This is a genomic window from Microbacterium sp. PM5 (assembly GCF_003293595.1).
Classification (GTDB): domain Bacteria; phylum Actinomycetota; class Actinomycetes; order Actinomycetales; family Microbacteriaceae; genus Microbacterium.
The window spans coordinates 663591-685966 of record NZ_CP022162.1 but is presented as its reverse complement, the minus strand read 5'-3'; the positions used below and the strand labels follow the sequence as shown (position 1 = coordinate 685966).

The window sequence follows — 22376 nt, the reverse complement described above, 5'->3', positions numbered from 1 at the left end:
GACGATGGGGTAATGACAGATGACGTGCGCCTGTACCGATCGACCACGAACACCGTGATCGCGATCGGCGCATGGGTGGCTGTGACCGCCGGCGCGGCGCTGGTGGTTCTGCTCGGCGCGACTCGGTCGACGCAGCAGCTGTGGGCTCTGGTGCCGCTGGCGCTGATCGCGCTGCTGGTGGGCGAGCTGTTCTGGCGTCCGCGCATCATCTGGGACGAGCAGTCCATCACGCTCGTGAACCCCTACGCGACCACGACCGTCCCGTGGACGATGGTCGTCGACATCGACACCCGCTTCGCGCTGACCGTGGTGACGCCCTCGCGTCGATATCGATCGTCTGCGGCGCCCGCGGCCGGCGCACTCACCATGCCGCGCGGAGGCCGTGACAGCCTCGGACCCGACCAGAAGGGCGGCGTCCTGCGCAAGTCCGACGCCCTCGGCACCGATTCCGGTGACGCCGCGTACATCATCCGGGGAGCATGGCATCGGCTCGTGGAGAGCGAGGCCATCCCCCTGGGTCGCGCGGGAAGCGACCGCGCCCGCGTGCACGTGCACGTCACCGCCCTCGCGCTGAGCCTGCTGCTGGCCGCGGCGACCGTTCCGGCGCTGCTGAACCTCTGACGGCATCCGGTCTTACTCCGGATCCTGCAGGGTCGGCGTGCCGGTGCGCGGGTTCTGCGCCGCGGCATCCATCAGGCTCGTCGGAGCGGCGACATCGGGCTCGACACCGTCGGCGCGCTCCTTCGTGCGACGACGGGAGAACCGACGGCTGCGCGGGTCGAAGGCCTCGCGGAGGGCATCGCCGAAGATGTTCGCCGACAGTGCCAGCGTGACGATGAACAGCGCCGGCCACCAGAACAGCCACGGCCGCACAGTGAAGGCCGACTGGTTGACACCGATGAGCAGACCCAGCGAGACGTCAGGAGAGCGGATGCCGTAGCCGAGAAGCGAGATCGCCGCCTCGAGCAGGATGGCACCGGCTGCCAGGAGCGATCCCGACACGATGATCACGCCGGTCGCGTTCGGAAGGATGTGCCGGAAGATGATGCGGGCATCGGAGGCGCCGGCCACGCGGGCAGCCTCGACGAACTCCCGTTCGCGCAGCGAGAGGAACTCACCGCGGACGAGACGCGCGATCACCATCCAGCTGAAGAACCCGAGCATCGAGCCCAAGACCCATACGCCGACCGCGCCGGCCCAGTTACCGACGACGGCGGCGATCACGATGGCGGGGATCACGATGAAGACGTCGGTCAGGCGCATGAGCACCGCGTCGACCCAGCCGCGGAAGTAGCCCGCGATCGCGCCCACCGTGACACCCACGATCAGCGCGATGCCCGTGATCAGCACCATGGCCACGAACGAGTTCTGGATGCCGCGCATGGTCATCGCGAAATAGTCGCGCCCGATGCGGTCCTGACCGAAGGGGTGGTCGCCGAGCGAGAACGGGAACAGGCTCAGAGTCGGCTCTCCGCCGTTGACGCTGTTCGACAGGTCGTACCAGTTGTACTTCCACCAGCCGGGAATCGGGCCGAGCCCGACGGCGCTCGTGGCGAAGGCCACGACTGCCAGCAGGACGATGGCGGCGATGAGGCCGACCTTCTGGGAGAGGAAACGGCGCCAGATGATCCGGCTCTGACTGATCGAGCGCTCTTCGACGTCGCCGGGGGTTTCGGAGATGGTGCTGGACATCAGCGCACCCTCACTCTCGGGTCGAGTGCCGCGTACGCGAGATCGGCAAGGAAGTTGAACAGAATGGCCATGAAGGCGATGACGATGAAGTAGCCCATCACCGGGTACAGGTCACCGGGACCCAGCGAGCGCTGGAAGAGGGCACCCATACCGGGAATCGCGAAGATGAACTCCGTGATGATGGCTCCACCGAGCAGCCCGCCGAGGTCGGTCGCCACGAGCGTCGTGATCGGGATCAGCACGTTGCGGAATGCGTGGCGGACGACCACCACCCGCTCGGGCATGCCCTTGGCGCGAGCGGTGCGCACGTAGTCCTGGCTGAGCACCTCGATCATGCCGGCGCGGGCATAACGCGTGTACCCCGCGAACGAGATCGTCAGCAGCGAGATCGTCGGAAGCAGCAGGTGGAAGAAGACGTCCAGACCGACGCGCCACATGTTGTCGGGAGCGTATCCCGGCGTCGAGGAGCCCACGGTGGCGATCGGGCGTCCGTTCATGTCCTCCATGTAGCCGGGGAAGGACTGCATGAAGCGGTCGATGAGAATGATGACGCTGATGATCACGGCGACCAGAACACCGATGCGCATGTTCTGGGAGCGGTCGTCTCCGCCGACGAAGAAGCCGGCCGCGAAACCGACCGCCAGCGCCACGACGAAGAGAATGCCGATGGTCGCGAACGTGGACACGTCGAACAGACCCTGCAGCGCGAAGTAGCTGATGATTCCGGCGACGGCGACGATGCCGGCCGTCAGCAACGCGCGGCGCTGGTGGATGCCGGCGATCAGCACGGTCACACCGAGGGCGGCACCTGCGCTCAGCACGATGACGCCGACCGGGCCGAACCCGGGCGTGAGGAACCAGCCGGTGACGCTCATGTAGATGAGCAGGCCCGTGGTGAGCACGAAGCTCGTGCCCCCGGACGTGAGGCGACGGCGGGTGTCACCGCCGACGACCGCCTGCACGATCAAGGCCACCACGATCCCGACGATCACCGCGACGACGATGGGGATGACGGGGTCTTGCAGGAAGTCGTTGAAGCCGATGGCGACGAAGTTCTTGAGAAGCGCGGCGGCCAGGAAGGACGGCAGGGAGTAGAGGAACAGGCTGAGGACGGTGAACGACACGTCGAAGCCGCTGTTCTCACGCAGCGCAGAAAGGATTCCGGTCGAGATGCCGAAGAGGATGGCCAGCAGCAGGGCCGCCGTGACCATCTGGATGGTGGACACCATCGCGATCGGCAGGACGTCGGTGACGGGGGCACCCTGGAAGGTGGTGCCCAGGTCGCAGGCGTTCGCGAAGGGGATGAGGCACTTGGCGGCGCCGCCGACCCACATCGCCCAGCGAAGCGGAGGCGCGACGTCCAGGTTGGCGAGCTGAATTCGCGCTTCGATCAGCTGCTGCTTGTTCGGGTTGTTGGAAGAGCGGAGGTCCTCGAGCGGATCCGTCGACAGAGCGACCAGATTGAACATCACGAAGGATGCCGCGAGGAGGATGAGGATCGACACACCGACCCTACGGAGAATGAAACCGACCAAAGGTCACTCACTTCGACGTGCGACGGGCGGGCGGCATCGGGTTGCGATCGCCTTGCCCATCGGTTGACAGACAGGGGCCAGGGTGGCGCCTTCGGGATCTACCGTAGACGCCACCCTGGCGTGGGTACTACTTGGTGTTGGTGCTCTGCTTGACGGACCACTCCCAGTTGTTCCAGATCGGACCGGTCTGGTTGCCCATGTACTTGACGCCGTCCAGCTTGCTGGAGACGCCGTAGATGCCGGGCGCCTGGAAGAGGGGCAGGCCGTAGCCCTCGGTGAACGCCGTCTTGTCGATGTTCAGGAGGAGCTGCGTCAGCTTGTCCTTGTCAACCGTGGTCTGCGACGCGATCGCGTCGTCGTTGGCAGCGGTGAACTTGTTGTAGTTTCCACCACCGTCGGTCGAGAACAGCTGCGGGATCTGCGCCGTGCCGATACCCGGGGAGATCCAGCCGAACAGCGACGCGTCGTAGTTGCCCGCCGACAGCAGGGTCGACCACTTGGGGTCGCCACCGTCGACGACCTGGAAGCCGGCCTTGGCCGCGGAGGACTGGATCGCCTGGAACTCGTCCACGCGGTTCGGGTTCTTCGTGTTGTAGAGGATCTTCACGGTCGGCGTCTTGCCGGCGAGGAGCTCCTTGGCCTTCGCGATGTTGTCGTCGAGCTTGGACGGGTCGTACTTGTCCGAGCCGTTCTGAGCGACCGTGGTCGCGTACTCCGACTGGCTGGGCAGCCAGATCTGCGAGTCGAGGACCTTGGCGTCGGGGTTGACCGGCGTCACGATCGCGTCGAGGATCTGCTGACGCGGAACCGTCAGGAGGAAGGCCTCGCGGACGGTCGGGTCCTTGAACACCTCGGAGCCGAAGTTCAGGTCGAGGTGGTCGTAGGAGACCTGGTCACCGGTCATGACCTGAGCACCCGAGACGGCCTCGAGCGACTTCTTCGTGTCGGCGGATGCCTGCGGGTAGACGAGGTCGACCTCGCCGTTCTGCAGAGCCGTGACCTGCGCGGCGGCGTCGCCGATGACACGCATGACGAGCTTGTCGATCTTCGGCGCGAGGTTGCCCTTGTAGTTGGGGTTGTGCTCGAACGTGAGCGACTGACCCGGCGTCCAGGCCGAGAGCACCCACGGGCCCGAGGTGACCAGGAGGTCCTTGTCGGTCGGGAACGACGTGATGTCGTAGCCCGTGTTGACGAAGTCCGCAGCCTTCTTCAGGGTGTCGTTCGCGGCGACGGGAGCCTTCGGGTCGCCCTTGGGCAGACCCTGGAGGAGCTTCGTCAGGTCAGCGGCCGAGGAGAGGCCGGCCTTCTTGGCCACGACGTGCGCGGGCTGCGCGATGGGGTTGAAGATCTCCCAGTCCACGTAGGGCTCGGAGTACTTCAGCGTGATCGACGTGTTGTCGTCGCCCACCTCGGGGAAGTCGGTCGAGTTGATGCCCGCCGTCGAACCCGCGATCTGGAAGTACTGCGTGCCACCCGTGACGTTGCCGTCCGCGTCGGTGGTCGCGTCATCGTAGTGGCCCGAGGCGATCGCCCACGCGAGCACCATGTCGTCGGCCGTGATCGGCTCGCCGTCGGACCACTTCAGGTCCTTCTTGAGCGTGTACTTCACGGTCAGCGGGTCGTCCGAGGTCTTCTCGTACGTGCCGAACGACTCGTCCTTGACGAGGTTGAAGCTGTTGTCCGGGTAGAAGAACCCGCCCGTGGTCAGGTAGACGTACTGACCGTTGGTGTCCAGGTTGCCCTGCGGCGTGTTGCTGTTCAGCGACGTCAGGTCGTTCACGATGGCCATCGTGACGGTGCCACCGGTCGGCGCAGCGTTGGTGGCGTTGCCGCCGCCGCTGGCCGTGCAGCCCGTCAGGGCGAGGGCGCCGGCCGCGGTGACCGCGGCAAGTGCTCCCCAGCGTGACTTCTTCAATTTTCCTCCTGGGTAAGGGATGGATGCGCAGGCGGGTGAAACACCCACGGCGCGGATACCGAAACCATAAGTTCTGATCAGCGTTGATCAAAACCGTTAGGGAAAACGTTACAGACCCTTAACTCAGTTCAGGGCCGATATGGCAATCTGACAAGGTGATCGATTCCGAGGCCGCCGAACTGCCAAGACTGAGGGGCACGCGCGCCCGGTTGTGGTGGGAGATCAGCATTGTGCTCGCTCTGTCGGTCGGGCGCTCGGCGCTGTCCTCGGTGCTCGCGCTCGTGCAGGCGCTGACGCGCGACCAGGCCTTGGGAGACCAGTCGACCTCGCTGAACCCGGGCGCGAACGCCGCCCAGTTCTGGGATGTCCTCAACCAGTTCCTGGCCCAGTTCTTCGCGTTCGCCCCCATCGCACTGGCGATCTACCTGCTGTGGGAGCCCGGGATCTCGGCGTTCCGTCGCATCGGCTTGGATTTCCGGGTTCTCGGGCGGGATCTGGGTGCGGGCGTGCTGCTCGTCGCCGTCATCGGCATCCCGGGTCTCGGCCTCTACGTCGCCGGTCGCGCGCTGGGGATCACCGTGCAGGTCGACGCCGCACCACTCGACTCGTCATGGTGGACGATTCCGTTGCTCCTGCTGGCAGCCGTGCGGGCCGGCCTCACCGAAGAGGTCATCTTCATCGGCTACCTGTTCGATCGTCTGCGGCGGCTCGGATGGGGAACGTGGACGATCATCCTGTCCACAGCGGCGCTGCGCGGCGCGTATCACGCCTACCAAGGGTGGGGACCGATCGCCGGCAACATCGTGATGGGCATCGTGTTCGGGTGGGTCTATCGGCGCTGGGGCCGCGTGATGCCTCTGGTGATCGCGCACACCCTCATCGACGTCATCGCCTTCGTCGGCTATCCGCTCGCCGCCGCCTGGTGGCCCGGCGTCTTCGCCTGACCCACCCCCCTACGCTCCCGCGCCGGCCACCGCCCGGCCCGCACCGACCACCGCCCGGTCCGCGAGACACGCGTGGCGCACCGAGACACGCGCCGCACACCGGTGTTTCGGTGCACGGACCGTGTCTCGCTGGGCGAGCACGGGTTCCTCCCCACATCGAGAGACGGTGGCGGCTCCCACGGAAAGCGGTGAGCAGCGGAGGCGGCAACTCATCGCCGGGTGCAATGGCGACATGCCAACCGCGATCGCTATGCCAGATGTCCGACAGTGCCCGGTGCCGTTGATCACGCGAGGCGGCGAGCCGCACGTCGATCGCGCGGTGCGGCGCGGGGAGCTCGTTCGCGTGATGCGCGGGGTCTACGCTCCGGCGCGGCTGTGGCGGGACCTGCCGCCATGGGACCGCTATCTCGTTCGCGTCCATGCGGCTGCGCGGTGCTACCCCGACGTCGTCTTCGTACGAGAGTCCGCGGCCGCGCTCCGCGGGCTCCCCGTCTTCGGCGAACCGCCGCACGTCCATGCCGTCGCCCTCGGCTCGCGAGCGACGCATGCCGTCGGGGAGGTCCGGCTGCATGCCGCCGAACGCCCGCCGCAGTTCGACGACGTGAGCGGTGTGCTCGTCGCGACAGGTGCCGAAGTCGCCGTGGATGCCGCACGACTACGGCATCCCGCCGTCGCCCGCGCGACGGCCGATGCCGCACTCCGGGCCGATCCGCACCTCACCACCGGCTGCATGCGGGCGATGAGCGAGACCCACCCTTCCTCGCGAGGCCGCCGTCGCGCACGCGACGTGTTCGACCGCGCGTCGGCGGTTGCCGAGTCGCCGCTGGAGTCCGTGAGCGCGACGGTTATCGAGGCGCTCGGTTTTCCTGTTCCGGAGATGCAGCGATGGGTGCGAGGTCCCGAGCCGGGAGAGGACGACCGCGTCGACTTCGCATGGCTGCGCAACGGCCATCTCGTGGCGGGAGAGGCCGACGGAGACCTCAAGTACAGCGGCGCCTTGGGCGACGCTCGTGTCGCACTCCGCGAACGGCGTGCTCGGGACGCGCGGCTGATGCGACGCGGAGTCCACACGGTCCATCACTGGACGTGGGCCGACGTGATCGCCCCGAGCCAACTCCGCGCGATCCTGTTGTCGGCGGGGCTGACTCTCGTTCGACAGCCCGATCTCGGGCTGCTGGGTTCGCTCGACCGCGCCCTCCGCGGCCTGCCGTGACCGCACCCGCTCCGTCCGCTCCGTCCGCTCCGTCCGCGAGACACCGCCCCCGCACCGAGACACCGGGTGTGCATCGGTGTCTCGGTGCGGAACGCGTGTCTCGCGGGCCACACGGACCGCGAGACCGCGCGGACCGCTCGGGGCTAGGCGAAGGCCTCCACGGGCGGGCAGGCGCAGACGAGGTTGCGGTCGCCGTAGGCGTTGTCGATCCGACGGACCGGGGGCCAGTACTTCGTGCGCACCAGGCTGTGCACGGGGTAGACGGCGAGTTCGCGCGGATACGGATGCGTCCACTCCCCCGCGATCGCCGCCTCGGCGGTGTGCGGCGCGTTCACCAGCGGATTGTCATCGGCGGGCCAGGTGCCGGATGCCACGGCATCCGCCTCGGCCCGGATCGCGATCATGGCCTCGATGAATCGCTCGATCTCGCTCAGGTCCTCCGACTCGGTCGGCTCGACCATCAGCGTGCCCGCCACCGGGAAGGACATCGTGGGCGCGTGGAACCCGTAGTCGATCAGGCGCTTGGCGACGTCGTCCACGCTCACGCCGGTCGCTTCTTTCAGGGGTCGCAGGTCGAGGATGCACTCGTGCGCGACGAGACCGTCCTCCCCCGCGTACAGCACCGGGTAGTGCTCTCGAAGGCGCACGGCGATGTAGTTCGCCGCGAGCACGGCCGCCCCGGTCGCCTCCCGCAGCCCCTCCGCACCCATCATGCGGATGTACGCCCACGAGATCGGCAGAATGGATGCCGAGCCGTAGGGCGCGGCCGAGATCGGTCCGCCGTCGAAGACGAACCCGCCTGCGTGCTCGGCGCGCTGGGCCAGCGGGTGCGAGGGAAGGAACGGCGCGAGGTGCGCCTTCGCGGCGACGGGGCCGACGCCCGGTCCGCCGCCGCCGTGCGGGATGGCGAACGTCTTGTGCAGGTTCAGGTGCGAGACGTCGCCGCCCAGGTCGCCGAACCGGGCGAATCCGACCAGCGCGTTCATGTTGGCTCCGTCGACGTACACCTGACCGCCGGCGTCGTGCACCGCGGCGGTGATGTTCACGACGTCCTGTTCGTAGACGCCGTGCGTCGAGGGGTACGTGATCATCAGAGCGGCGAGCGCCTCTGCGTGTGCGGCGATCTTGGCGCGCAGGTCGGCGAGGTCGACGTTGCCGGCTTCGTCACACGCGACGACGACGACCCTCATGCCGGCGAGGACGGCGGATGCCGCGTTGGTGCCGTGGGCAGAGGAGGGGATGAGGCAGACGTCACGCTGCTCATCGCCGCGGGAGTGGTGGTAGCCGCGGATCGCGAGCAGCCCCGCCAGCTCGCCCTGTGAGCCGGCGTTGGGCTGCAAGGAGACGGCGTCGTACCCGGTGATCTCCGCCAGCCACGACTCGAGCTGCTCGATGAGCACCAGGTAGCCCGCGACATCCTCGATCGGTGCGAACGGGTGAACGCGGGAGAACTCGGGCCACGACACCGCCGCCATCTCGGTCGCCGCGTTCAGCTTCATCGTGCAGGATCCGAGCGGGATCATGCCGCGATCGAGAGCGTAGTCCCGGTCGGCCAACTGCTTGAGATAGCGCATCATCGCCGTCTCCGAGTGGTGAGCGTGGAAGACGGGGTGCGTCAGGAACTCGTCCGCGCGCCGCAGCGACTCGGGCAGCGACGGGGCGCCGCCTCCGCCGGTCCACCCGAAGGCCCGCTGCGCGCGGCCACCGAAGACCTGGGCGAGCACATGTAGTTCGCTGACCGTCGTCGCCTCGTCGACGGAGATGCCGACGCTGTCACTGTCGCGGAACCACAGCTGGAACCCGCGCTCCCGCGCCGCGTCCACGATCTCGCCGGCGCGGCCGGGCACCGACACGACGATGGTGTCGAAGAAGTCGTCGTGAAGCATCTCGTTGCCGGCTTCGACCAGCCAGTCACGCAGCAGGTGCGCCTTGCCCGCGACCTCATCGGCGATGCGACGCAGACCGTGCGGACCGTGATAGACGGCGTACATCGACGCCATGACGGCGAGGAGCACCTGCGCGGTGCAGATGTTCGAGGTCGCCTTCTCGCGACGGATGTGCTGCTCTCTGGTCTGCAGCGACAGGCGGTACGCCGGGCGCCCCTCGGCATCCACCGAAACGCCGACCAGCCGCCCCGGCAGCTGGCGCTCGAGACCGGACCTGACGGCCATGTATCCGGCGTGCGGACCGCCGAAGCCCATCGGCACGCCGAAACGTTGCGTGGTGCCCACGGCGATGTCGGCGCCGAGAGAGCCGGGCGAGCGCAGCAGCGTCAGCGCCAGCAGGTCCGCCGCGACGACGACGAGCCCGCCCTGCTCCTGCACGCTCCCGATGACGGCCGAGGGATCCCACACCCGTCCGGAGGCACCGGGGTACTGCACGAAGGCACCGAACGCCGCGACCTCCACACGCGCGGTCTCCGCGGAGAAGTCGACCTCGACGATCTCGATCCCGAGCGCCGCCGCACGATGAGCGAGCAACGCCTTCGTCTGCGGCAGCGCGTCGGCATCCACGAGGAAGACGTTCGAGGCCGACTTCGAGGCGCGGCGCGCGACCAGCATCCCCTCGACGACAGCGGTCGCCTCGTCGAGCATCGAGGCGTTCGCGGTCGCAAGGCCGGTGAGATCGGTGACCATCGTCTGGAAGTTGATGAGGGCCTCGAGCCGTCCTTGAGAGATCTCCGGCTGGTACGGGGTGTAGGCCGTGTACCAGGAGGGGTTCTCGAAGACGTTCCGCGCGATCACCGACGGCGTCAGCGTGTCGTAGTATCCCAGGCCGATCATGGCGCGCGCGGGTCGGTTCTGCGACGCGAGTTCGCGCAGCTCGGCGAGCGCTTCGGCCTCGGTGGCAGCGAAAGGGATCGCGCTGTCGGCGACGGGTGCGGCATGGATGGATGCCGGGACCGCTCGCTCGACGAGGGCGGTCACGGTCTCGTAGCCGAGCGCCTGCAGCATCTCCGCCTGCGCGGAGGCGTCCGTGCCGATGTGCCGATCGCGGAAGGGCGCCGTGTTCACTCCTCGCCGCCCGTGAGTGCGACGTAGGCAGCTCGATCGAGCAGGGCGTCGACATCGGCGGGATCGACCTGGATCTTCACCAGCCATCCGCCCTCGAACGACTCGCTGTTGACGAGGGACGGGTCGTCCACGACGGCGTCGTTGACGGCGACGATCTCGCCGGACAGCGGCGCGTAGAGCTCACCGACCGACTTCGTGGACTCGATTTCGCCGCACACCGTGTTCGCGGTGACGGTGGAGCCCACCGCGGGCAGGTCGACGTAGACGACGTCGCCGAGCTTGTCCGCGGCGTAGTCGGTGATGCCGACCGTCGCGACATCGCCCTCGAGGGCGACCCACTCGTGTTCTTCGGTGTACTTGAGGGTGGTCAGGTCGGTCATGCGGTCCTCCGGTAGAAAGGCAGAGCGGTCACGGTCGCGGGGATCAGAGTGCCCCGCACGTCGATGAAGAGCGAGGTGCCGGGGTCGGCGAAAGTCGGGGGCACGAAGGCCATCGCGATGGGGTGTCCGAGCGTCGGGCTCAGTGCCCCGCTCGTGATCTCACCCACCACGTTGCCGTCGGCATCCACCACGGCGTAGCCGGCGCGGCCGGCGCGACGGCCCTCGGCGACGAGACCGACCAGCACGGGCCGGTCGGTGGCGTCCACCGCGACGGCGGCCTTGCCGACGAACTCGTCCTTGTCGGCGGCGACGACGCGCCCGAGCCCCGCCTGGGCGGGCAGGATCGCGCTCGACAGCTCATGGCCGTGCAGCGGCATGCCCGCTTCGAGACGGAGGGTGTCGCGCGCGGCGAGCCCCGCGGGGACGAGTCCGAACGGCTCCCCCGCCTCGACCAGCGAGTCCCAGAGCGCGGGGGCGAGCGCGTTCGACAGCATCAGCTCGAAGCCGTCCTCACCGGTGTATCCGGTGCGGGCGATGAACAGCGGCCGGTCCTGGAAGCGCGCCTGCGACCAGGCGTAGTAGCCGAGGTCGGCGAGCGCGGGCTCCACGTCGGCGATGCCGGCGGTCGCTTCCACGATCTCGCGAGCACGTGGACCCTGCACCGCGATCAGCGCGGTCTGATCGGAGATGTCCTCGACGACAGCGGGCTCGGTGCCGACGACGAACCCGAACACGCCGTCCGCGGGCACCTCCCGGCCGGATCGCACGATCTGCGCCGCCCGGTCGACCCGCGCCGCGAACGCCTCCGCGACGAGCGCGCGGTTGCCGGCGTTCGAGATGACGAGGAACCGGTCCTCGCCGGTGCGGTAGACGATGACGTCGTCGATCACGCCGCCGTTCTCGTCGAGCAGAAGCGAGTACTTCGCTTTGCCGACCTTCATGGTCGAGATCCGCCCGGCGAGCGCGTAGTCGAGGAAGGCCGCGGCCCCCGAACCCGTCACGAGGAACTCCGCCATGTGCGAGATGTCGAACAGTCCGGCGGCTGTTCGCACTGCGTGGTGCTCGGCGAGATCGGACGTGTAGCGCACGGGCATGTTCCAGCCACCGAAGTCGGTGAACGAGGCGCCGAGCGCAGCATGGCGATCGGCGAGTGCGGTGGTGCGGAGGTCTGACATGAGTTCTCCCCGGGACATCGGGCGGGCGGATGCCGGGACCGGCAGCCGGGAACTCCCCCTCTGTCATCGGCCTGAGAGTTTCGCCGGGCCCGCCTGCGCGGAACCGGCTTTCACCGTCGGCGGATCCCCCACTGCGGGATCGCTTTCCAGAGCGGCCGGACGCGAGCGGTACGCGGACCTGAGAGATTGGCGGGGAGGCTTGCTCCTTCGGTGCCCGGATCCTCGAGAAACGCTGGATGCCGGGGCTCTCCCGCACACGTCATGCGGCCTGTCTTCAGTTGCCCTGTCAGCATAGCGCCTGGCTCGACGCACATCAGCGGCTAGCGCGTGCAGCGTCCCGATGGGACGGTCGGCGAGTCGGCCGTGACCCGTTCCAGCTCCGGGCGCAGCACGGTCGTCGTGGTCGCGTAGCCACGCCCCTCGCCGTCCGCGCCGCGGGCGAAGACCACGCCGACGACGTCGCCGGCGGCATCCAGCAGCGGGCCGCCGGAGTTTCCCGGCTGGACGTCGGCCTGCAAGGCGTAGATCTCCCGCGGATTCACCGACGAGTCGTAGATGTCGGGCACGGGCACCGACGACACGGACAGAATCCCCGCCGACACGTTGGTGAACGGGCCGCCGTGCGGGTATCCCTGCACGGCCGCCTGCGTTCCGGCGGCAGCGGGGTCGGCGATGGTGAGCGGGGTCGCCGCCAGGCCGCCGATCGAGAGCACGGCGAGGTCGGCCACCGGATCGAAGAGGACGATGCGCCCCTCTCCCGCACGACCACCGGGCAGTTCCACGACGGGCGTGTCCACTCCCGCAACGACGTGGGCATTCGTCACCACCAGTCCCGACGCGGCCACGAAGCCCGATCCCGTCATCGAGACCCCGCACGCGTAGGCCGTGCCGCTCACCCGGGCCACGGATGCCGCAGCGTTCTGCAGCGCGGGGTCGTCGAGGCTGATCGGCGGATCGGTGGGGGTGACGATCGCGCCGATCGCCGCCTCCAGCCGCGGCAGGCCGTCCGAGAGCAGCGCACCACGCGCCTGGGCCAGCGCGTCCTGGACCGGCGGGGGCGTGATCGCCTGCAGCGCACCGACGACGCGCGAGGAGGCGACCGCCGACGACACGTAAGGGATGCCCGCGGTCGCGAGCCCCGAGGAGACGAGCACGAGAGCCAACGTGGCGGCCACGGTGGTGAGCACGCCGCCGAGGAAACGCTCGAGTCCGCGCAGTCGCGCGCGGTCGACGCCGCGACGAATGGCCATTCCGATGGCGGCGCCGGCCGCGGTTCCGACGACGACGAGCCCGATCGCGGCGGCGGCGAGCGCAGCGGTGCGCCAGCCTCCGGAGGGGACGACGGTGGACAGCCACGGGGTCACCAGAGGCAGCAGCCAGAGAGCGGCGGCCGCGCCGCCGATCATCCCGATGACGCTGCCGAGGCTGGCGAAGAAGCCGCGCGCCAGACCCGACGCGAGGGCGAGAAGCAGCGCCACGACGGCGATGATGTCGACGATCAGCACGGGGACCTCCGCGCTCACCGTAGCCGCTGCGGCTCCGCGATTCCTGCACGAATGCTGCCGGTCGAGCGCCGACGGGATTTTCGCGGCGCTGCCGGTTTGCCCTTCGAGTCCGGATGACTCTAAGATCGACGACGAGGTTATGGTCATCATGACAAGAACAAGTTCCCCGACCGACACGATTCGCGTCGCCGTCTCGACGGTCATCTTCAGCCTGCGCCGCGACGAGTCGGGACGGCTCGCCGTCGTCCTGCCGCTGGTGCGTCGCACGCGCGACCCGCACGACGGTCTCTGGGCGCTTCCGGGTGGCTGGCTCGATGCCGCGGAGAACCTGGAGGCAGCCGCGTCGCGGACCCTCGCCGAGACGACCGGACTGGCTCCGAGCTACCTCGAACAGCTCTACGCGTTCGGCGACGTCGGCCGCGCGCCCGGGCGCGTCGTGTCCATCGTCTACTGGGCACTGCTGCGCGAAGGCGCGCAGCTGCCCGAGGACGCCCACAACGTGAGGTGGTTCGACGCGGCGCACCTGCCGGCCCTCGCGTTCGACCACAACCACATCGTCGACTACGCGCTGTGGCGGCTGCGCAACAAGGTCGGCTACAGCCGGATCGCGCACGGGCTGCTGCCGGAGCTGTTCACCTTGTCGGATCTGCGCGAGGTGTACGAGGCGATCCTCGAACGTGATCTGGACCCCGCCAACTTCCGCCGTCAGGTGGAGAACTCGGCGACGCTGATCCCCACCGACGCGTTTCGCACCGGCAGCCACCGCCCCGCACGTCTGTATCGCTACAACCACGATGTGGAGCTCGCCGACCGCGGGCCCCTGCCACCCGACCCGGACCGCGACGGCGGCGCCGCGTCCGCACCATCCGCCCTTCCCGAAGAGGTCACGATATGAGCGCCACCTTCCTCACCCTCCAGCCCCGTCCCGGCGACGAGATCGACCCCAGCGTCGACCACGGCATCCAGGCCATCGTCTCGGGTGCCTCGACGGCCGAGACCTGCAACACCGATCTCGCGGCAGGACCGTGGGACTTCGATGCGCGGCCTGGGTACGGCCCCGGCTCGTCGATGGGCGACGTCATCCCCACCGGCGCGCCGCGTCAGGGCGAACTTCCCGCGGAGTACCGCGCGGCATCCGAGGACGAGCTGCACGCACGCATCCGCGCGGCCAAGGCTGCCCTCGGCGAGCGCGTCGTCGTGCTCGGCCACTTCTATCAACGCGAGGAGGTGGTCACGCACGCCGACTACGTCGGAGACTCGTTCCAGCTCGCGAACGCGGCGCTGGAGCACCCCGACGCCGAGGCCATCGTGTTCTGCGGCGTGCACTTCATGGCCGAGACCGCCGATCTCCTCTCCCGCCCGGAGCAGGCCGTGATCCTTCCCAACCTCGCCGCCGGCTGTTCGATGGCGGATATGGCCTCCATCGACGACGTGGAGGAGTGCTGGGAGCAGCTCGAAGACATCTACGGCGACTTGACGGCCCCCGACGCCGACGGCCTCGTCCCGGTGATCCCGGTCACGTACATGAACTCCTCGGCGGCGATCAAGGGGTTCGTGGGCCGACACGGCGGCATCGTCTGCACGTCCTCGAACGCGCGCACCGTGCTCGAATGGGCGTTCGCACGGGGGCGTCGCGTCCTGTTCTTCCCCGATCAGCACCTCGGACGCAACACCGCGAAGGCGATGGGGGTGCCTCTGACGCAGATGCCGATGTGGAATCCCCGCAAGCCGCTCGGCGGATCCAGCGAGAGCGCGCTCGCCGACGCGCGCGTCATCCTCTGGCACGGGTTCTGCTCGGTGCACCGCCGTTTCACCGTCGACCAGATCGAGAAGGCCCGCGCCGATCACCCGGGCGTGCGCGTCATCGTGCACCCCGAGTGCCCGATGGCCGTCGTCGACGCCGCCGACGAGGCCGGCTCCACCGACTACATCCGTAAGGCCATCGCCGCCGCCACCGAGCCGACGACCTTCGCGATCGGCACCGAGATCAACCTCGTGCAGCGACTCGCGGCGCAGTTCCCCCAGCACGAGATCTTCTGCCTCGACCCCGTGGTGTGCCCGTGCTCCACGATGTACCGCATCCACCCCGGCTACCTGGCCTGGGTGCTCGAGCGCCTCGTCGCCGGCGAGGTCGTCAACCGCATCACGGTCGCCGCCGACGTCGCGGACCCGGCGCGCGTCGCCCTCGAGCGGATGCTGGCGGCCAAGCCGTGAGCGCGGACGCACCTGACGTCGTCGTGGTCGGCTCGGGGATCGCGGGCCTCACTGCGGCGCTGCACGCCGCCGCCTCCGGATGCCGCGTGACGCTCGTCACGAAAGACGTGCTCGAACACGCCAACACGCGGTACGCCCAAGGCGGTATCGCCGGCGTCATGTTCGACGACGACAGCGTCGCCGCACACGAACACGACACGCTCGTCGCGGGCGCGGGGCTCAGCGACCCCGCCGCCGTCCGCGTCCTGGTGACCGAGGGGCCCGAGCGCATCCGCGAGCTCATCGCGCTCGGCGTCGCCTTCGACCGCGGCAGTGACGGCGCTCTCGTCAAGGGGCTCGAGGCGGCACACTCCTACCCGCGGGTGCTGCACGCCGGGGGTGACGCGACCGGGAGCGTGATCGAGAAGGCGCTCGTCGCGCGCGTGCGCACGAGCGGGGCCCGTGTCATCGAGCACGCGTTCCTCGTCGATCTCATCCTCGACGGCGACGGGCGCGCGGCCGGCGTCGATCTCCTCATCGGCGATGCGCGGCGCGAACAGATTCCGGCGGATGCCGTCGTGCTGGCGACCGGCGGAATCGGTCAGCTCTACGCGCACACCACCAACCCCGCCGTCGCCACCGGCGACGGCATCGCCGCGGCCGTACGCGCCGGCGCGAATGTGTGCGACCTGGAGTTCGTGCAGTTTCACCCCACCGTCCTGTCGGTCGACGGCGCCGAGCCCTTCCTCGTCTCGGAGGCCGTCCGCGGCGAAGGTGCGGTCTTGCGCGACCAGGAGGGGCGGCGCTTCATGCTCGACATCCACCCCGATGCCGAGCTCGCGCCCCGCGATGTGGTCGCCCGCGCGATCGCCGCGGTGATGGACGAGCAGGGCGGCGAGCCGGTGCTCCTCGACGCGACCGGCCTGGGCCTCGAAGCCGCCGGTACGGGCTCGGCGCGCAAGAAGGCGGCTGCCTTCCTGCGACGCCGCTTCCCGACGATCGACGCCGCCGTGCGCGAACGCGGGCTGGACTGGTCGCAGGAGGCGATTCCGGTGACGCCGGCCGCTCATTACCTCATGGGCGGCGTGGCCACCGACCTGTACGGACGCACGAGCGTCCCGCGACTGTATGCGGTGGGCGAAGTCGCCCGCACCGGCGTGCACGGCGCGAACCGACTCGCCTCCAACTCGCTGCTGGAGGGCGCCGTGTTCGGCGCCCGTGCCGGTGACGCGATCGTGGGCGACACCGACTCCGCAACCTGGCCGGTCGTCGGCGGTTCCCGTGCGACGACGGCCGTCGTCGGCGATCCGAGCACGGCGGATGCGACGCCGTGGCACCGAACGGCGCTGCAGATGCTGATGTGGGAGCACGCCGGACTCGTGCGCGATGCGGCGGGGCTCCGCCATGCCGCATCCGTGATCGACGGCTGGCGGGCCGCGCAGCACCCGCCGCACCGGGAGGCCGACTTCGAGGACGCCAACCTGCTGCTCGTCGCGGCCTGCCTGGTGGATGCCGCGCTCGCGCGGACAGCCTCGGTGGGAGCGCACGCGCGCCGCGACGACATGCACACGGGCTCACCGTCCGTCCCGGCTCTCCCCGAGCTCCAGGCGTCGGCATGCTGACTCCACGCCAGATCGAGCGCGTGGTCATCGCCGCCCTCGAGGAGGACGCGCCGTGGGGCGACGTCACCAGCGAGTATCTGATCCCGGCGGATGCCGCCGCCACGGCCGACCTGGTCGCGCGCGAGCCCGGTGTCTTCAGCGGCGGCGACGTGTTCGCGGCAGCGTTCACCCTCACCGACGCGGACATCACCGTCGATCTGGCCGTTTCCGATGGCGCCGCTTTCGGAGCGGGTGATGTGCTCGCGACCGTCAGCGGGCCGGCACGAGGCGTGCTGACGGCTGAACGGGTGGGCCTCAACCTCGTGCAGCGCATGAGCGGCATCGCCACGCTCACCGCCCGCTACGTCGACGCGGTCGCAGGCAGCGGCGCGCGCATCGCGGACACGCGCAAGACCACTCCGGGATTGCGGGCACTGGAACGTCACGCCGTCCGCAGCGGCGGCGGCCACAACCACCGCTATTCGCTGTCGGACGCGGTGATGGCCAAGGACAACCATCTCGCGGTGCTGACCGCCGACGGCGGTGATCTGACGGGCGCGCTGCGCCGTGCGCTGGCGGCGCTCCCCCACACGACGCATGTCGAGGTGGAGGTCGATCGACTGGAGCAGATCGAACCCGTCCTCGCCGCCGGCGACGGCACCGCGCGTGTCGGCACGATCATGCTCGACAACTTCACCCTCGACGACCTCCGCGCGGGCGTCGCGCTCGTCGCCGGACGCGCCACCGTCGAGGCGTCGGGCGGAGTGAGTCTGCGCACCGTGGCCGACATCGCCGCCACCGGTGTCGATGTGATCTCGGTGGGCGCCCTGACGCACTCCGCACGCGCGCTCGACCTCGGCCTGGACGCGCGCGTGTCGGGCGCCGACGTCGGAGCCTGACCGGAGGAGCCGTGTTCTATCTCGATCACGCTGCCACCACGCCGGTGCGTCCGGAAGTGCGGGAGGCGATGCTGCCCTTCCTCGGCGATCGTTTCGGCAACCCGTCCAGCCACCACACGGTCGGCGAAGCCGCGGCATCCGTGCTCTCCGATGCGCGGCGGCGCGTCGCCGCCGTCTTCGGCATGCGCCCCGCCGACATCGTCTTCACCTCGGGCGGCACCGAGGCCGACAACCTGGCGGTGAAGGGGATCACGATCGGCACGGCGTTGCATCGCGGCACAGGACGAGACGCGCCCGTGCACGTGATCACGACACCTATCGAGCATGAGGCGGTCCTCGCCTCCTGCGAATACCTCGAGCGTGTGCACGGCGCACGCATCACCCACCTGCCGGTCGATGCGACGGGTCTCGTCGCGGCCGCCGACGTCGCCGCGGCGCTTCGGCGCGAGACCGCGCTCGTGTCGATCGGCTATGCGAACAACGAGATCGGCACGGTCCAGGATCTCGACGCGATCGCGACGGTGACGCGCGCAGCCGGTGTGGCGCTGCACGTCGATGCGGTACAGGCTGCGGGCTGGCTGCCGCTCGCCGGCACGGGCGCCGATGCGATCTCGGTCGCCGGACACAAGATCGGTGCTCCCCCGGGCATCGGTGTGCTTGCGCTCCGAGGCCGCGTGCCTCTGGAGCCGCTGCTGCACGGCGGCGGCCAGGAGCGGGAGCGACGCAGCGGCACCGAGAACGTCGCCGGCGCCGTCGCGATCGCGACAGCACTGGAGATCGCGGAGCGCGAGCGCGTGGCCGCAGCGGCTCGCGTCGGCGCGTTGCGCGATCGGTTCATCGCCCGCGTGCTCGGCCTCGTTGCGTCGTCCCGGCTCACGGGCCACGCCACGCGGCGACTGCCCTCCGTGGCCAGTTTCACCTTCGCGGGAACCAGCGGCGAGTCGGTACTGCTGGAGCTCGAGCGCAGAGGGGTGATCTCCTCCAGCGGCTCCGCGTGCGCCGCCGGCAGCGATGAGCCCTCTCATGTGCTGCTCGCGCTGGGCGTCTGTCCCGAGCTCGCCCAGACCGCGGTGCGCTTCAGTCTGAGCCATGACTTCGGTGTCGGCGACGAAGAGCGGGCCACAGCGATACTCGATGTGGCCGCGGACGCGGTCGCCGCATCGGTGGCGGCGGTACGATCGGGGCCGTGAGCACACCCGTCGTGACCGTCATCGTCCCCGGACGCGATGTCGTCGCTTACGCGCACGAGGCCGTCGACTCCCTCCGCGCCCAGACGCTCACGAGATGGCGCGCCATCTTGGTCGACGACGGTTCCCTCGACGCGACCGCAGAGGTCTTCGCGGAGGCAGCGGCATCCGACGATCGCTTCCACGTGGTCACCCATCCCGTCGCGCGTGGACTGTCAGCCGCCCGCAACACCGGACTGGATCTCGTCGAGACACCGTTCGTCGGATTCCTGGATGCCGACGATGTGCTCACCCCGCGCGCACTGGAGCGCTTCGTCGACACGCTGACACGATCGGGCAGCGATGTCGTCGTGGGCGCGTATGTCCGGCTGCGCGCCGACGAGGCGGGCGTCTACCGTCCCGGTCCCGTGCAGCCGTGGGTTCGCGCGGCCACCGATCCGCCACGTCTCGCGACGACGCTGGCGGCGCATCCCCAGGTTTCCGGCAACATCGTGGCGTGGTCGAAGCTCAGCCGGGTGGAGTTGTGGCGGCGGACAGGCCTGCGCTTTCCCGAGGGCAAGCTCTACGAAGATCAGCTGGTCGCGCAACGCCTGTACACGGCCGCGCGCGCCATCGACGTCATCCCCGACGTCGTCGTCCACTGGCGCGAGCGTGCCGATGGCTCATCGATCACGCAGAACAAGAATCTGCTCCCCGTGCTCGTGGACTATCTCGACGCCCTCAGCGGAGGCATCGCCGTGCTCGACGGCGCCGGCCAGCGCGCCGCCGTCCGTGCCCGCATCCGTCTCATTCTGGAGATGGATGTCCCTCCGCTCGTCCGCATCGCGCAGGACAGTCCCGACGACGCGTACCGCCGCACGCTCGGCGCGTTCATCCGCGTGCTCCATGATCGCGCGGATGCCGAGTCCATCGAACTCGACCACGCCGCGGCACGGTTGCGCAGCGCGGCAGAACTGTGGTGAGACGGGCCGGAGATATCCTGAGCGGATGACCGCTTCCGACGCCGCTCACCTCCCCGATCGCCCCACGGGTCCCGATCTCGCCGAGATCCGTGCCGAGATCGACGAGCTCGCCGCCCTCTCCACGGAGGATCTCGTCAACCCGAAGCCGAAGGTGATCGCCGAGAACGAGCCGATCCCGTACCCCACGGACGCGATCGGGTCCGAAGACGGGAACAAGCCGGCCTGAGCTCTTTCAGGCCTGTTCCCGCGCCTGTGCCTCCAGGCCCTCGATCGTCGCAGCCGCCATCTGCTCGAGGGCCAGCTCCGCATAGAGCCCGCCCTGGGCGAGGAGTTCGGCATGGGTTCCCGACTCCACGATGCGCCCCGCTTCGACGACATGGATGACATCGGCACCGACGACGGTGGACAGCCGGTGTGCGATGGAGATGGTCGTGCGCCCCCGCGCCACATTGTCCAGCGCTTCCTGCACGACCCGTTCCGACACGGTGTCCAGAGCCGACGTGGCCTCGTCCAGCAGCAGCACCGGCGGGTCCTTCAGCAGAACGCGGGCGATCGCGATGCGCTGCTTCTCGCCGCCCGAGAGCCGATAGCCGCGTTCGCCGACGACCGTGTCATAGCCGTGCTCGAAGTTCGCGATCGCGTGGTGGATGTTCGCCGCCGTGCACGCCGCTACGAGCTCCTCGTCGCTGGCATCCGGCTTCGCATAGCGGAGGTTGTCGGCGATGGTGGCGTGGAACAAGTACGTCTCCTGGGAAACGATCCCGACGTTCTCCACGATCGATTCCTGAGTGAGCCCGCGCACGTCCCGGCCGGCGAAGACGACCGCACCCTCGGACGCCTCGTAGAGGCGGGGAGCCAGGTAGACGATGGTGGTCTTGCCCGCGCCGGACGGCCCCACGAAGGCGATGTGCTGGCCGGGCTCGGCGACGAACGAGACCCCGTCGAGCGTCGGGCGGGCGTCACCCGCGGCATCCGGGTAGCGGAATACGACATCGCGGAACTCGACCCGTCCGATCGGCCCGGGAGCGCGCCCCACCTCGATCGCGCCGGGAGCGTCGACGATCGCCGGCGTCAAGTCCAGGTACTCGAAGATGCGCGCGAACAGGGCCCGCGAGGTCTGCAGATCCAGCGCGACGCGCATCAGCCCCATCAGCGGCTGGAGCAGGCGCGCCTGCACTGTGGTGAACGCCACGACCGTACCGGCTGTGATCGCGCCGGTTCCGCCCGCGATGAGATAGCCCGACACCAGATAGATGACCGCCGGCACCGACGCCATGATGACCTGCACGACAGCGAAGAAGCCCTGGCCGCTCATGGCTCGTCGCACCTGCAGACGGACCTGGTTGAGGTTCTCAGCGCGGTAGCGCTCCGACTCCGCTCGCTGGCGGTTGAAAGCCTTGGACAGGAGGATGCCGCTCACCGACAGCGTCTCCTGGGTGATGCTGGTCAACTCGCTGAGCGACTCCTGCGTCTGACCCGCGATGCGCGCCCGCACCTGGCCCACGCGCCTCTGCACCAGCACGAGCGCGGGCATCATGATGACGGCGATGACGGTCAGCCGCCAATCGATGAGGATCATGGCGACGAGCGCCGAGATCACCGTGACCGTGTTTCCCAGGATGCTGGTGACCGTATTGGTCAGGACGTCCGAGACGCCGCCGACGTCGTTCTGCAGCCGCGACTGGATGACCCCGGTCTTCGTGCGGGTGAAAAAACCCAGCTCCATCGCCTGCAGGTGATCGAACAAGCGAACCCGCAGGTCTCCGGTGACACGATTCCCGACCGTCGAGGTGAGCCAGGTCTGCGTGACGCCGAGCACGGCGGAGAACAGGAACAGTCCGATCATCGTGAGCACCAAGCGCAGCAGAAGCGCGAGATCCGGCGGCGCACCGTCGGTGGGAAAGAGCGCGTCGTCGAAGATCCGCTGCACGATGAGGGGCGGTACGACGCCGATCGCCGCGCCGACGACGACCATCACCGCCGTCACCAGGATGCGCACGCGGTAGGGGCGGAACAGGGCGACGACCCGAGCGCCGAGGTTCGGGATGACCGGGGCCTCGGCATTCCGTCGTCGTTGGGCCCCCTCGTCGACACCGCGAAAGGCCGCCGGACGCCCGCCCGGGCCCATACCGCCCATCCCCATGCTCACCGGGTCACTCTA

18 protein-coding genes and 1 riboswitch are annotated in these 22376 nt (G+C 69.2%); of the genes, 10 read left to right on the top strand and 8 right to left on the bottom strand.

Features of this window, described 5'->3' with window-relative positions; genetic code table 11:
* The first annotated feature begins 12 nt into the window (after positions 1–12).
* Positions 13–621, top strand: coding sequence for an integral membrane protein (locus tag CEP17_RS03400; protein WP_036284935.1), 609 nt, complete (start codon positions 13–15; stop codon positions 619–621).
* A gap of 12 nt (positions 622–633) precedes the next feature.
* Here CEP17_RS03400 and CEP17_RS03395 read toward each other — a convergent pair whose 3' ends face one another.
* From CEP17_RS03395 to CEP17_RS03385, 3 genes are all read right to left on the bottom strand, one after another.
* Positions 634–1692, bottom strand: coding sequence for an ABC transporter permease (locus CEP17_RS03395; RefSeq protein ID WP_036284938.1), 1059 nt, complete (start codon positions 1690–1692; stop codon positions 634–636).
* Positions 1692–3197 (bottom strand): ABC transporter permease, encoded by a 1506-nt coding sequence (locus CEP17_RS03390; protein WP_112931273.1) that lies wholly within the window; start codon positions 3195–3197, stop codon positions 1692–1694. The genes CEP17_RS03395 and CEP17_RS03390 overlap by 1 nt, the downstream gene beginning before the upstream one ends.
* A 157-nt stretch (positions 3198–3354) precedes the next feature.
* Positions 3355–5142 carry an ABC transporter family substrate-binding protein gene (locus CEP17_RS03385; RefSeq protein ID WP_112931272.1) on the bottom strand — a complete coding sequence of 596 codons (1788 nt, stop codon included), beginning with the start codon at positions 5140–5142 and terminating at the stop codon, positions 3355–3357.
* Positions 5143–5297: 155 nt separating this feature from the next.
* Here CEP17_RS03385 and CEP17_RS03380 point away from each other — a divergent pair, with 155 nt between their 5' ends.
* Together CEP17_RS03380 and CEP17_RS03375 are read left to right on the top strand one after the other, a co-directional pair.
* Positions 5298–6086 (top strand): CPBP family intramembrane glutamic endopeptidase, encoded by a 789-nt coding sequence (locus CEP17_RS03380; protein WP_112931271.1) that lies wholly within the window; start codon positions 5298–5300, stop codon positions 6084–6086.
* A gap of 274 nt (positions 6087–6360) precedes the next feature.
* Positions 6361–7299, top strand: a complete 939-nt coding sequence (locus tag CEP17_RS03375; protein WP_239498576.1) for a hypothetical protein — start codon at positions 6361–6363, stop codon at positions 7297–7299.
* Positions 7300–7442: 143 nt separating this feature from the next.
* Here CEP17_RS03375 and gcvP read toward each other — a convergent pair whose 3' ends face one another.
* From gcvP to CEP17_RS03355, 4 genes are all read right to left on the bottom strand, one after another.
* Entirely contained in the window at positions 7443–10313 is a 2871-nt protein-coding gene (gene gcvP / locus CEP17_RS03370) for an aminomethyl-transferring glycine dehydrogenase (RefSeq protein WP_112931269.1), read from the bottom strand.
* Positions 10310–10693 (bottom strand): glycine cleavage system protein GcvH, encoded by a 384-nt coding sequence (gcvH, locus tag CEP17_RS03365; RefSeq protein ID WP_112931268.1) that lies wholly within the window; start codon positions 10691–10693, stop codon positions 10310–10312. Before gcvH ends, gcvP begins: the two co-directional genes overlap by 4 nt.
* Positions 10690–11868 (bottom strand): glycine cleavage system aminomethyltransferase GcvT, encoded by a 1179-nt coding sequence (locus CEP17_RS03360; protein WP_112931267.1) that lies wholly within the window; start codon positions 11866–11868, stop codon positions 10690–10692. The genes gcvH and CEP17_RS03360 overlap by 4 nt, the downstream gene beginning before the upstream one ends.
* 156 nt (positions 11869–12024) lie before the next feature.
* A riboswitch (glycine riboswitch) is annotated at positions 12025–12131 on the bottom strand.
* Positions 12132–12188: 57 nt separating this feature from the next.
* The gene (locus tag CEP17_RS03355) at positions 12189–13391 is read right to left on the bottom strand and encodes a MarP family serine protease (protein WP_239498575.1); all 1203 of its coding nucleotides are present in this window, start codon (positions 13389–13391) and stop codon (positions 12189–12191) included.
* 130 nt (positions 13392–13521) lie between these two features.
* On the opposite strand from CEP17_RS03355, the gene CEP17_RS03350 reads away from it, so the two are divergent.
* The 7 genes from CEP17_RS03350 to CEP17_RS03320 are packed head-to-tail and all read left to right on the top strand — an operon-like array spanning position 13522 to position 20441.
* On the top strand, positions 13522–14268 hold the full coding sequence (locus CEP17_RS03350) for an NUDIX domain-containing protein (protein ID WP_112932857.1): 747 nt from the start codon (positions 13522–13524) through the stop codon (positions 14266–14268).
* Complete coding sequence (nadA, locus tag CEP17_RS03345) at positions 14265–15587, top strand: quinolinate synthase NadA (RefSeq protein ID WP_112931266.1); 1323 nt, start codon at positions 14265–14267, stop codon at positions 15585–15587. The genes CEP17_RS03350 and nadA overlap by 4 nt, the downstream gene beginning before the upstream one ends.
* Positions 15584–17188, top strand: coding sequence for an L-aspartate oxidase (gene nadB, locus CEP17_RS03340; RefSeq protein ID WP_112931265.1), 1605 nt, complete (start codon positions 15584–15586; stop codon positions 17186–17188). Before nadA ends, nadB begins: the two co-directional genes overlap by 4 nt.
* Positions 17182–18066, top strand: a complete 885-nt coding sequence (gene nadC, locus CEP17_RS03335) for a carboxylating nicotinate-nucleotide diphosphorylase (protein WP_039415840.1) — start codon at positions 17182–17184, stop codon at positions 18064–18066. The genes nadB and nadC overlap by 7 nt, the downstream gene beginning before the upstream one ends.
* Positions 18067–18077: 11 nt before the next feature.
* A complete protein-coding gene (locus CEP17_RS03330; RefSeq protein ID WP_112931264.1) occupies positions 18078–19256 on the top strand; it encodes a cysteine desulfurase family protein in 1179 nt (392 codons plus the stop codon).
* Entirely contained in the window at positions 19253–20215 is a 963-nt protein-coding gene (locus CEP17_RS03325) for a glycosyltransferase family 2 protein (RefSeq protein WP_112931263.1), read from the top strand. The genes CEP17_RS03330 and CEP17_RS03325 overlap by 4 nt, the downstream gene beginning before the upstream one ends.
* 25 nt (positions 20216–20240) lie before the next feature.
* Positions 20241–20441, top strand: a complete 201-nt coding sequence (locus tag CEP17_RS03320) for a hypothetical protein (protein WP_036316184.1) — start codon at positions 20241–20243, stop codon at positions 20439–20441.
* A gap of 6 nt (positions 20442–20447) precedes the next feature.
* Here the strand turns inward: CEP17_RS03320 and CEP17_RS03315 are convergent, their stop codons facing one another.
* The gene (locus CEP17_RS03315; RefSeq protein WP_112931262.1) at positions 20448–22352 is read right to left on the bottom strand and encodes an ABC transporter ATP-binding protein; all 1905 of its coding nucleotides are present in this window, start codon (positions 22350–22352) and stop codon (positions 20448–20450) included.
* Between the last annotated feature and the right edge of the window lie 24 nt (positions 22353–22376).